9 protein-coding genes are annotated in these 11,977 nt (G+C 41.4%); 7 read left to right on the top strand and 2 right to left on the bottom strand.

What is annotated here, in order from left to right; all coding sequences use genetic code 11:
- Positions 1-558 (top strand): endonuclease domain-containing protein, encoded by a 558-nt coding sequence (locus tag GTQ43_RS04600; protein ID WP_265271072.1) that lies wholly within the window; start codon positions 1-3, stop codon positions 556-558.
- Between the two features lie 63 nt (positions 559-621).
- Here the strand turns inward: GTQ43_RS04600 and GTQ43_RS04595 are convergent, their stop codons facing one another.
- On the bottom strand, positions 622-900 hold the full coding sequence (locus GTQ43_RS04595; RefSeq protein ID WP_265271071.1) for a DUF4351 domain-containing protein: 279 nt from the start codon (positions 898-900) through the stop codon (positions 622-624).
- Positions 901-1,085: 185 nt separating this feature from the next.
- Positions 1,086-1,910: an Rpn family recombination-promoting nuclease/putative transposase gene (locus tag GTQ43_RS04590; RefSeq protein WP_265271069.1), complete on the bottom strand. Its 825-nt coding sequence runs from the start codon at positions 1,908-1,910 to the stop codon at positions 1,086-1,088.
- Between the two features lie 288 nt (positions 1,911-2,198).
- Here GTQ43_RS04590 and GTQ43_RS04585 point away from each other — a divergent pair, with 288 nt between their 5' ends.
- The 6 genes from GTQ43_RS04585 (at position 2,199) to drmC (ending at position 11,705) form a co-directional block, all read left to right on the top strand.
- Entirely contained in the window at positions 2,199-2,453 is a 255-nt protein-coding gene (locus GTQ43_RS04585) for a UPF0175 family protein (RefSeq protein WP_265271067.1), read from the top strand.
- Between the two features lie 206 nt (positions 2,454-2,659).
- Positions 2,660-4,303, top strand: coding sequence for a UvrD-helicase domain-containing protein (locus GTQ43_RS04580; protein ID WP_265271065.1), 1,644 nt, complete (start codon positions 2,660-2,662; stop codon positions 4,301-4,303).
- Positions 4,254-4,811: a 3'-5' exonuclease gene (locus GTQ43_RS04575; RefSeq protein WP_265271063.1), complete on the top strand. Its 558-nt coding sequence runs from the start codon at positions 4,254-4,256 to the stop codon at positions 4,809-4,811. Before GTQ43_RS04580 ends, GTQ43_RS04575 begins: the two co-directional genes overlap by 50 nt.
- 57 nt (positions 4,812-4,868) lie before the next feature.
- Complete coding sequence (gene drmA / locus GTQ43_RS04570) at positions 4,869-8,885, top strand: DISARM system helicase DrmA (RefSeq protein ID WP_265271062.1); 4,017 nt, start codon at positions 4,869-4,871, stop codon at positions 8,883-8,885.
- A 121-nt stretch (positions 8,886-9,006) separates the two neighbouring features.
- The gene (gene drmB / locus GTQ43_RS04565; protein WP_265271061.1) at positions 9,007-10,893 is read left to right on the top strand and encodes a DUF1998 domain-containing protein; all 1,887 of its coding nucleotides are present in this window, start codon (positions 9,007-9,009) and stop codon (positions 10,891-10,893) included.
- Positions 10,890-11,705, top strand: a complete 816-nt coding sequence (drmC, locus tag GTQ43_RS04560; RefSeq protein WP_265271059.1) for a DISARM system phospholipase D-like protein DrmC — start codon at positions 10,890-10,892, stop codon at positions 11,703-11,705. Before drmB ends, drmC begins: the two co-directional genes overlap by 4 nt.
- Positions 11,706-11,977: the final 272 nt, after the last annotated feature.

Here is an 11,977-nt window from a genome sequence, read left to right as displayed (position 1 = left end):
ATGGAATATAAGCCCTCACCCCAACCCTCTCCCTTGGGGAGAGGGAGTAAAGAAAGAGAAAAAGAGAGTAAAGAAAGAGAAAAAGACAGTCAAGAAAAAGAACCACAGAATAAAAATAAACAAGAAAAATATAACGATAAATCTTGTCCCCCTCTCCCAGAGGGAGAGGGGCTAGGGGTGAGGGCAGAAATCGCTAAATTAGCAGGTAGCAACCGACAAATTCCCAAAGTATTATTAGAACGCGCCCGCGAGTTAAGAAAACAACAAACACCAGCAGAGCAGATCTTATGGGAATGTTTAAGAAATCGACGTTTATTAAATACAAAATTTCGCCGACAACATAATATTGGTAGATATATCGCTGATTTTTATTGCCACGAAAAGTTATTAATTATCGAGTTAGATGGTAGTATTCATGCAAATCAGCAAGCTGAAGATTCTATCAGAGAAAACTGGTTAAATTCTAATCAGTTTATTGTAATCCGCTTTAGTAATGAGCAAATATTTGATGATATCGAGTTTGTTTTACATACAATTGCTCAAGCCCTCATCCCCTAGCCCCTTCTCCCTTGGGGAGAAGGGGGACTGGAACTTGAATTTGGCAGGGTGGGTTATAAGTTTTCACCAATTAAATACCTTTTTTACAAACCGATTTTTCCAATCCTTTTCATGTTCATATTCATCTAACCAAACCTTTAAATCAATTGCATCATTAAATTCCATAAAAGCTATTGCAAATCCTTCTAACTGTTGCAGATTCAATCCACGAATGCGTTCGGATATTCCAGGTATTTCTTCCTCAAGTTCATCAATATCACAAAAACGACTACGAACTAAACAATTAAACAAATGATATACACCTGGATATAAAATATCTTCATCATTGACTGACTCTTGCATAAAATCCTCACTCAATAATTGATCGGATATTAATATAGTACATTTTTACTATAAAATAAATAGCCTATTGTTGTAAAAATATTAAGTAATTTAGATTTACTTTAATTTATATGAATACGGATTATATAAAAAGCCGGAGTTAAAAACTCCGGCTTTATCACTTTATAGTTTATCAACACCTGAAATTAATTTCTTTTTTGTTCGTCTAACCAAGCTACTAAATCAGATACTTCTGAAAAATCTAGTAATCCTTCTGCTAAATCATCTAGCTTTTCAACAGATAGCACTCTAATTCTATCAATCAATGATGAATCTATTTCGCCAAACCGTCTATTAAGCTGGCGTATAATTGTACGTTCTTCACCTTGCTTATCTCCTTTCTGCAAAATATCCTGATAAATTACAGATTCTTGCATAATTTCCTCTCCTAAAAATTGCTGAATTAAATCCTTCTCAAACTTCAAACCTGCTAATATCTCTGTGTAAGCTGCGATATTCTGCCGAGTTTCCCTATCTGAGATTCTAGCAACACTCTGGGCAACCTGCGATAATAACCTTTGGGGTGAATCTGTCTGTGTTAAAGGTGCTAACGGTAATAATGCAGGATTATCCAGAAATAACGCCGAATCTTGTTCCCACATTCTGACAACACGATAGCGGTGATGTGTCATTTCATTTACATATTCTTCAGTAAAAGCAATTTCGTTACTTGTCTCTTGTAAGAAAATTACTACTTGCGTTATTGGAACATCATACTGTCGCACTAACCTGACAAAGTAATCCAACATTCGTAAGGGAATGGGAGTATCAGATTTTGCTTCTGTTTGAAATTCCAAATGCAAAATACGATTCTCTGTTTGTAAAAAAGTTACAGAATCGGCTCGAATTGGTTCGATGCTTAATTCAGTTTTTAATACTTTGATTTGTCGCGGTTCATGAGGGAGCAACCAACGCGCAAAATCCGTTGGATATTTCTCTGCTAATATTTTACAAACGTTGTCAAAAGCCACCAGTTACACCCAATTTTATACTGATATAAACCACGTCTATCTTGAAACCTGTAGTTCAACTCTTTTGAAAAAGATTTGCCCTCATCCCCCAACCCCTTCTCCCCAAGGGAGAAGGGGAGCTAGAATTTCAAAGTCCCTCTCCCTTGGGGAGAGGGATTTAGGGTGAGGGCGAAAACTACGGTTCTCAACTTAGATGAGATTTAGTAATTATAAAATTATATTTGATATATTAAGCACATAATTTTACTTTTGTTATGATTCATTCAACCTGATAAACCGAAAAAAATTATGCGAACAATACCAATCCAATTACCAGAAACAGTATTTTCAGCACTCCGCAAAAATCCTGAAGAATTCATCCAAGAAATGCGAATTGCAGCAGCAGCTAAATGGTATGAATTAGGTGAAATATCACAAGCTAAAGCAGCAGAAATTGCTGGGCTATCTCGTGCTGAATTTATTAATGCATTATCACGCTACCAAGTAGACTTTATGCAATATACTGCCCAAGAGTTAGCCGAAGAACTAACGAATGTCGATTAATCGTCTAATTATTAACTCTTCACCTTTGATTGTTCTTTTGAAAAGTCAACAAGCGCAATTAATTCGCTAACTTTTCCGATAACCTGTAAACCTCCAAATCTTCAAAATCCGATCTTCCCATCCCCAATCCCCATTCCTCATTGAGTATAATTTTGAATAACACTTAAAAAAACCTAATCATATCTACGTATAGATACCCATCTACCATGATCTTCGAGATTATCCACAAACCCACCTTCACCAATCAACTCTTAGCTATCCCTAAAGAGTATGTGGTGCAAATATTGGAGAAAATCGAAGTATTGCGGGATGATCCCAAACCCCACGGTAATTTAAAGAAGAAATTACATGGTTACAAGGGTGATGTGTATCGCTTGCGTTCAGGGGACTATCGCATAATTTATACTTTTGGCGATCAATGGGTAATCTTGCTGGGTGTAGATGCCCGTAAAGATGTATACAAAGGCGATAAGCTAGTTGCTGAAACAACCGATATTGATATCAGCACTCTACCGGATGTAGAAGCATTGCTGGCTGTAAAACCAACTTATACCCCAAACTTGGTTTTGCCTGATACCTCCAACACAGAAAGCCCGCTACCGGTGGAAATTACCGAAGATTTGCTTCATAGGTTGCGACTACCAGAAGAATATTGGGCAACATTAACCGCGTGTCGGACATTAGATGATTTAATGGCAGTCAATTTACCAGGTAAGTGGTGCGATCGCATTTTTGATTGTATTGCTGAACCCAATTTTGATCAAGTTCTGAACCAACCCAGCTTTGTTACGGGTAGCACTGATGATTTATTGCGCTTCACTGAAGGTGAGTTGCTGGGATTTTTACTCAAACTCAATCCCGAACAAGAAAAGTTCGTCAGTTGGGCAATTAACGCTTCTGGCCCTACACTGCTAAAAGGTGGCCCCGGTACGGGAAAAAGTACCGTTGCACTTTACCGTGTTCGTGCGTTGGTAGAAACACTCCAAGCCAACGGAATCGAAAAACCTAAAATCCTATTTACAACCTATACAAATGCACTGGTTGCGTTTTCTCAACAACTTTTAGCAAGTCTGCTAGGCGAAGACATACAGTATGTTAATGTCAAAACTGCCGATGCAATAATTGCGTCAGTCATTTCCCAAAGTACCGGAAAACCCAATATTGCTTCTGGTAATGTCCTGCGAAAAACCATCAAGCAGGCGCTAATCTACGCAATTGATTCTCTAGAAGGCAACCTACTACAACGTCAAGCGCAAGAACAAACGTTAAAACGTCTGAGTATTGATTATCTTATCGATGAAATTGCTACAGTTATCGAAGCACGCGAAATCAAAACTCTCGAAGCATATCAAGCAACGCCACGAAGCGGTAGGGCAATTTCCCTTAACAAAACGCAACGTCAAGCAATCTGGCACTTGCGTCAACAATTTTACCAGTTGCTAGAAAAACAAGAACTCGAAACTTGGCAGCAAGTCCGTACCCGTGCCTTGGAAACATTACGGGAGATGGATAACCCGCCGATTTATGATGCAGTAGTAATTGACGAAGCCCAAGATTTAGACCCCAATACTTTACGTATTTTGACTCAAGTCTGCCGTCACCCTAACCGCCTGTTCATTACCGCCGATGCCAATCAATCCATATATGGTAGTAGCTTTCGATGGAGTGACGTTAGCCAAGACTTGAAATTTGTCGGACGCACAGGAGTACTGCGCGTTAATCACCGCACCACCCGCGAAATTAACGAAGCTGCAATATCTTACTTGGCAAGTTCGATTTTAGATGATGAGGGAATGGGGAATGGGGAATGGGGAATTGGGAATCGGAGAAATTTCTCGTTCTCCAGCTAGAGACTATATCCACAATGGCCCACCACCGGCTGTCCGTGCCGTAAATAATCCAGGGGATGAAGCCGAATTACTGGTACGATTTTGCAAAAGTGCTGCCCGTGAATTTCGGTTGGGTATTAACGCTTGTGCCGTAATTGTGCCGACAGAAAGTGCTGGTACAAAAATAGCTGGTCAACTTTCATACTTAGGTTTAGAAGCGCATTTCATGTCTAGCAAAGACTTGGACTTAAATAAACAAGGTGTTAAAGTTATTACGCTTAAAGCTGCGAAGGGGTTAGAATTTCCCATTGTAGCGATCGCCGGATTTTTGGATGCAACCTATCCAACAATTCCCAAAGGTACACCGGAGGATGAAATTACAGAAATTTTAGCACGCGATCGCCGGACTCTATTTGTTGGTATGACTCGCGCTATGCGGGCATTGTTGGTTATTGTTCCTGCAAGCAACTCTTCTCTCCTCTTGGAAAAATTTGATTCTCAATTGTGGAATCTTGGGAATAGGGAATAGGGAATGGGGAATAGAATAATTATTAATATTTAGTGGGTTATTACTTTTATTAGCAATATGGAAATTATTAAGCTTCCTTCTGTACTTCCAGGTGAATTGGATTTACTAAATATCAACAAACAACTGCGGGAACATCAAATTCAGCTTGATTGGAGTGCGGTTGTGTCTGCACCAGAATCTCAGCTTGTGGTTTTACTGGACGGAATCGATCAAGTAGAAGATGCTGATTGGTTAATAAATGGAGATATTGCAGAGAAAATTGCTAATGATATCATCAATTTCTTTAACAAGCAGAAGCCGAAAGTTAAAAAATCGCGTTCTAAGAAAAAGCCGCTAGAAACTAAAGTAACTCCTCAACTTTGGGAACAGAGAAAACTATTAGAAACGCAATTTATACCTTCAACAAACGAAGGTGAATTATTAGAAGAGAAATTTATACTTGCGATTGATCCGGTTGTTGAGGAAAAGCTAGAAGTAAAAGCAGATGAAACTATTAAAATTCTGGAATCGCAGTTACCCACACCTTATAAAATTCGTGATGAATTAGAAAAAGCAGTACTGGCAGATTTACTTGGGCCTGCGGGTGGTGAGGAAGAAGAAGTAGATGAGGATAGTGTAAGCGATCGCTATCTTGTAGGGTTACTCGCACCGCAACAACGCCGCATCAGTGCTGAGACTGTAAATAAATCGGTTGTGGCTGACGAAGTGCAAGACGAATTATTTAGAGAAGTTGACTATCAACAACCAGAACTTCTTGATGAATTGGCTGTAGTTGGTAAAGGTACTGTCGAGGAAGGCACAACTGAGGTTAGTGTACCACCTGCTGAAACGATGTTTCCGTCATCTTTTGGGATGACTTTTTGCGTTAGTGGTGCAGCCAAAGTATTGCAAATTAATGCAGGTTGGGGACAATATAAACGCACTAAAAGCGAAACTATTACCAAAAAAGATGATACACCCAAAATGGTATGGAAGCGCCAACAAATTCTAGGAAATTCACCTCCCATTCCTCTGAGTGAGGGAGAAATTCCTAAATGGACGGTGCATTCAGAATATCCCCAAGTGCAAGTACAAGGCAAAATTCGCCAACAAACTAACGGGGATTGGATTGTTAGCTTGTTTTTAATTAATGGGCAAAAAGAACCCGCTAAATTACGTGATGAAGCGTGGTTATTTCAACCAGAATTAAGCGTACAATCAGCAGATTTTCAACATCTTGATATTTTTCTCAAGCGACACAAACCGCGTCAGGCTGGTAAGCTAGACCCGGTAATTTATGCTGAAGAAAAAGCAATGGCAATGCTTTATCGTAAACAGGTAGAGTTCGCCATTGGTCATGGGGTAAGTGTCCACGCCGAAACAGCACAAAATACTACAGAATGTGCTGTTAAATTATCTACCAACGTTGTACCTGTCTACGAAGTTCCCAAAACCTCTCCACCTCAAGCAGATGAAATTCCTGAATTGGCGGGATTGGTTTTGGATATGAAAGAACTTGCGGAAACTCCAACCGCAGATTTTATCAGTAAGCTAAATCCTCTGGTAACAGCTTACGCAGTTTGGATTGAAAAACAAGCACAACGGATTTCTAATCCTAATGAAGGATTGACAGATTACCAAGATGTAGCCGAGGATGCAATTAAGAATTGCGATCGCACTCTTCAACGCATTCAGTCAGGTTTAACGCTGCTGCAAACCAACCCTGAAGCAGCCGAAGCTTTCCGATTTATGAATCAAGCCATGCACTTGCAGCGTCTTCATTCTATTTACTCAGAAGAAGCACGCCAAGGTAAAATACCAAAACCAGAATTAGACAAAATTCCTAATCCTACTTGGTTTCCCTTTCAATTAGCCTTTATCTTGCTGAATTTACCCAGCATAACCGACTTACACCATTGCGATCGGAGTCACGAAACCGATGCTGTTGCAGACTTACTCTGGTTCCCCACTGGTGGTGGTAAAACCGAAGCTTACCTGGGTTTGACCGCCTACACCATCGGCTTGCGGAGGTTACAAGGAGTAATTTCGGGACGTTCTGGAGAATATGGCGTTGCAGTCCTGATGCGCTACACCCTACGCCTGCTTACGCTACAACAATTTCAACGCGCCACTGCCTTAATTTGTGCTTGCGAATCTATTCGTAGAGACAACCCAACTAAATGGGGAAACGAACCATTCCGTATTGGGTTGTGGGTAGGTCAGCGCACTACCCCCAACCACACCGACCAAAGCGAAGAATTTTGCAAACAAGCGCGAGGGCAGTACCAGCAAAGTGCTAGCGGTTCCCCTCACCAACTCACAAATTGCCCGTGGTGTGGTTCTAAAATCGACCCAGGTAAAAATATTGAAGTCGAATCTTTTAGTAAAGGTCGCGCCCGTACTCTAATTTACTGCGGCGACTCTTTGGGGCGTTGTCTGTTTAGTAAAAAACAATCTTCAAGCGAAGGTTTACCCATTCTTGTAGTTGATGAAGAAATCTACCGTCGTTTACCCACGCTGTTGATTGCTACGGTAGATAAATTTGCCCAAATGCCTTGGAAAGGGGAAATTCAAATGCTATTTGGGCAAGTAGATGGTTACTGTGAACGGCATGGTTTTCGGACATCAGATATTGAAGATACTAATTCACATAAAAAAACTGCGTATTTACCCGGTGCTAAAACAATTCACAGCAACCCCCTACGCCCACCCGACTTAATCATCCAAGATGAGTTGCACTTGATTAGCGGCCCCCTCGGTACGTTAGTAGGACTTTATGAAACCGCAGTAGATCAACTCTCCTCTTGGGAAGTCGATGGTAAAAAGGTTCGCCCCAAAGTCATAGCTTCTACTGCAACAATACGTCAAGCAGAAACTCAGATGCATAACCTATTTCTGCGGAAAGTACAAGTGTTTCCACCGCAAGGCTTGGATGTAGGGGATAATTTCTTCTCACGCCAGCGAGAACCAAATGAGACTAATCCAGGACGGCGCTATGTCGGTATTTGTGCCACAGGGCGACGGCTAAAAGCTGCATTAATTCGAGTTTATGTTGCTATTCTTGCTGCTTCTCAAGACCTGTATGAAAACAAACAATACGGAAATCGTGCTGACCCCTGGATGACGTTGGTCGGTTACTTCAACTCGATGCGGGAATTGGGGGGTATGCGACGCTTAGTGGATGATGATATTCGCATCCGCCTTGGGAAAATGGATAGTCGGGGACTAGCAAAGCGTCTGCGGATTAACTTGGAGGAACTTACATCTCGTAAGGATTCTACAGATATTCCTGTAGTTCTAGATAGGCTAGAAACATCCTTCGATCCAGTCCGAGAAGCACAAATCAAAGCCAAACGCAAAGCTGGGGAAAAAGTCGATCAGCTTGAACCGCTCGATGTTTTACTTGCTACTAATATGATTTCCGTGGGTGTAGACGTGAAACGCCTGGGTGTGATGGCTGTTACAGGTCAGCCCAAAAATACTGCCGAGTATATTCAAGCTACCAGCCGTGTCGGGCGGACATTTCCTGGTATCGTATTTACAGTTTATAATTGGGCGCGTCCTAGAGATTTATCCCACTACGAAAGATTTGAGCATTACCACGCTACATTTTATCAACACGTAGAAGCGCTATCTTTAACACCCTTTGCGCCCCGTGCGATTGACAGAGGTTTAGCCGCGTTGTTTATATCCCTTGTGCGGTTGGCGGGTAGAGAATTTAACGGTAACAACCAAGCAGGACGAATTGAACGCAATCATCCTTATATACAATCTGCCATTAATACAATTTGCGATCGCGCTAATTTAGTTGCGGGTACAGAAGCCCAAAAACTCGTTAAACAAGCACTGGAAGCCAAATTAGATATCTGGTTGAGTAAAGCACAAAACTTGATTGGAGGCGGTACTCTCAAATATCAGACAGACAAGCGTGATGGTTTAACCATTGAACTATTAGAATCAGCAGGTCAAGGAATTTGGCAAGAATTTACTTGTTTGAACTCCCTGCGAAACGTCGAACCGACAGTAGGGTTAATTTTTCAAGATCAAGTACCCGATGATGACTTTAGTCGCTTACCTCAAGCAATGAAAGAATAGGGAATGGGGAATAGAGAATAGGTAAAAAATACAGTTTAATAATCCACAATTCTCAATTCCTAATGCCCAATGCCCAATGCCCAATTCTCAATTCCCAATGCCCAATTCCCAATTCCCTAAAATGAGCCAATCTAACTATAAATACAGAGTAGGCGAACTGCGACCCAGCCAGATTTTATTTTCCTTCGGTGTAGGTGCTGTACTCGACCTGCCAAACCTTTCAGTTATGGTCATGGGTTTGGAGGACTGGAACACCCAACAGGGAGTAGTTGAATTAGGGGAACAGCGTCTCCTTGCAGCCATTCGTCGTGAATTGGGCCAACAAGTTAAAAAACTACTTGCACCTCCAATACCTGCTGAAGATGCCTCTTCATCTAGTCCTTTTGACGAATATGCCAGAATAGGAATTCCCGTCGCTCCCTTTCCTGGATGGATGGTATGTCCGAGATGTCGGTTGCTAGCCCCTTTATATCCTTATTTCCAACTTAAAGAAAATTCTTATCGTCCAGACCAAACCCGTTACGTTCATCTAAACTGTCCCAAAAGTCAAAAGAAAGACCCAACAGCAATACCATCGCGGTTCCTCGTTTCCTGCGATCGCGGACATTTAGATGACTTTCCTTGGTTATATTTTGTCCATCGTGGTAATACAGCCTGCAAGGGGCCACTCAGGCTGGAGGAATACGGTGTATCGGGTTCACCTACAGATATTGTAGTCAAATGCAACGGCTGCAACAGTGAACGTCGATTATCCGATGCTTTTGGTGAATTAGGCAAAAAAAATATGCCGCATTGTCGCGCTCGTCACCCGCATCTACGTGGTTTTGACGATAGCTGCGACGAACAGATGAAAACCATCTTGTTGGGAGCATCCAACAGCTGGTTTCCAATTACACTCTCAGCCTTCTCAATTCCCATCACCTCCAATCAATTAGAGCAGTTGGTCAATCAAAACTGGACTATTTTGGGAAAAGCGAGTAACTTTAGTGCCTTAGATGCTGTACTGCAAGCTTTCTTCGCTATGGGGCAACTTCAGGAATTATCTAAATACACAACAGACAAAATTTGGGCGCTAGTTGAACAAAAACAACTTCAGCAGCAAAGCAATTTTGATGATGAAAGCGTCAGGGACTTGAAAACACCTGAATGGCAAATTTTCTCAGCAGCAGACCCAAATCTTAATACCCCAGATTTTCAACTGCGGACTGTAAACCCACCATCTGGGTATGAAAATTACTTTTCGCAGGTGGTGTTAGTAGAAAGATTGCGAGAAGTTCGTGCCTTAATTGGCTTTACACGCATTCAATCCCCAGGTGATTTTATTGACTCTGGAGAAATTCTCACAGAGCATCGGGTTCCATTGAGTCGCAGCAAACCTAAATGGGTACCGGCAAGTGAAGTCAAAGGCGAGGGTATCTTTATCCAGTTCAAAGAAACGACACTTCATCAATGGGAGCAAAATCAACTATTGCAAGATTATGAGCGTCAAGCATTCGATGCTCATAAAAAGTGGTGTAATGTTCGTTCTCTCGATCCAGACAAAGTTAAATTTCCCGGTGTACGCTACATTTTACTACACTCCTTTGCTCACGCCCTGATGCGGCAAATGGCCCTTGAGTGTGGTTATAATGCTGCCAGCTTAAAGGAGCGAATTTACTCCAAACGACCAGAAGAAGAAGGCGGCCCAATGGCAGGCATACTAATTTATACCGCCGCGCCTGATAGTGAAGGTACCTTGGGTGGTTTAGTCAGTTTGGGAGAGCCTAAAATACTTGGATACCATATAGACCAAGCTTTAGAACAAATGCGGTTATGTGCTTCTGATCCCTTGTGTGCAGAACATACTCCCTTTAAAGGAGCTACATCACTACATTGGGCAGCTTGCCATGCTTGTCTGTTTAGCCCAGAAACCTCCTGTGAACGCGGCAATAAGTATCTGGATCGTGCGGTACTTATTCCCACTGTACTATCCGCAGACTTAGCGTTCTTCCCAGAGGAGAAAACGTGAGCTTTTTACCACCGCTTTTATTGGCTAAAATTCGTACCTGTGCCAAACAACTTCCATCTCCTGTTTTAGATGCTGTAATTAATTTGTTGATAGCTACTCCAGCAAGATATTGTGATTTTGCGTTGAAAGCATCAATCTTGAAACAACTGCCCAATACTAATTTTCGCCGACTAGTAGGGGAATTGTTAGAAATATGGTGTCGGGAAGCTATTTATTTGGACAGTAGTGCGATCGCGTCTGCATTAGCCACAGCAATTTACTGTGAGGTGGCAGCAAAGAATGAGTTGTCTGTTGAGTTAGTTTGGACTGGCCCCACAAGTGAGGGAATACCACTTCGCAGAACAGAACAAGTGTTACTACAATTAATTCACGAAGCACAACGGGAAATAATTCTTGTCAGTTTTGCTGTTTATAAGATTCCAGAGATTGCAAAAGCATTATTAACAGCAATGAAACGAGAAGTCACTGTGCGAATTATTGCTGAAACCCCCGAATCTAGCAAGGGTAAAATACCTTTTGGAGTCAGTGCAGCATTGGGGCTGGAAATTGCCCAACAAGCACATATTTTTATTTGGCCACGAAATAAGCGGCTTACAGATTCAGAAGGAAGGTATGGTTCTTTACACGTTAAATGTGCGATCGCCGATAGAAAGCACCTGTTTATTTCCAGTGCTAACCTCACTGAGTACGCTCTGACATTAAATATGGAAATGGGACTACTAGTTCACGGTGAAGATATAGCTCATCAAGTGGCAGAACATATCGACCGTTTAATTCAGGAAGAGTTTCTCGTATCTTTAAACTCGCTGTAGGCATAAGTATTCAGTAGGCAACTAATTTTTGGCTATACATTTCTGTTAAAGCAGTTTTTTACCTAAAAAGTTATTTTTCTATTTCTTCTACTCATATATACAAAGGTGCTTGCATTCTCAACAAGTACGTTTGTAACTTGGCAAGTGTGCAGGTTAGGTAATACAAACATAGATGTGAAACTGAATAGCTCCTACTGAACTGATATATGCCAGTTTGATTTTGAGAATTAATGGTTTTTATGAGGCTAACGAGTGCCCAAAACATCTGTGTA

This window comes from Nostoc sp. KVJ3 (assembly GCF_026127265.1).
In the GTDB taxonomy this organism is placed as follows: domain Bacteria; phylum Cyanobacteriota; class Cyanobacteriia; order Cyanobacteriales; family Nostocaceae; genus Nostoc.
The sequence above is the reverse complement of the archived record's forward strand: the minus strand, read 5'-3'. Positions and strand labels throughout refer to the sequence as shown.

Bases quoted from the DNA above. Each gene is read 5' to 3' on its own strand.
- GTQ43_RS04600 (WP_265271072.1), top strand. From the start codon at position 1: ATGGAATATAAGCCCTCACCCCAACCCTCTCCCTTGGGGAGAGGGAGT.
- GTQ43_RS04595 (WP_265271071.1), bottom strand. From the start codon at position 900: ATGCAAGAGTCAGTCAATGATGAAGATATTTTATATCCAGGTGTATAT.
- GTQ43_RS04585 (WP_265271067.1), top strand. From the start codon at position 2,199: ATGCGAACAATACCAATCCAATTACCAGAAACAGTATTTTCAGCACTC.
- GTQ43_RS04580 (WP_265271065.1), top strand. From the start codon at position 2,660: ATGATCTTCGAGATTATCCACAAACCCACCTTCACCAATCAACTCTTA.
- GTQ43_RS04575 (WP_265271063.1), top strand. From the start codon at position 4,254: ATGGGGAATGGGGAATTGGGAATCGGAGAAATTTCTCGTTCTCCAGCT.
- drmA (WP_265271062.1), top strand. From the start codon at position 4,869: ATGGAAATTATTAAGCTTCCTTCTGTACTTCCAGGTGAATTGGATTTA.
- drmB (WP_265271061.1), top strand. From the start codon at position 9,007: ATGAGCCAATCTAACTATAAATACAGAGTAGGCGAACTGCGACCCAGC.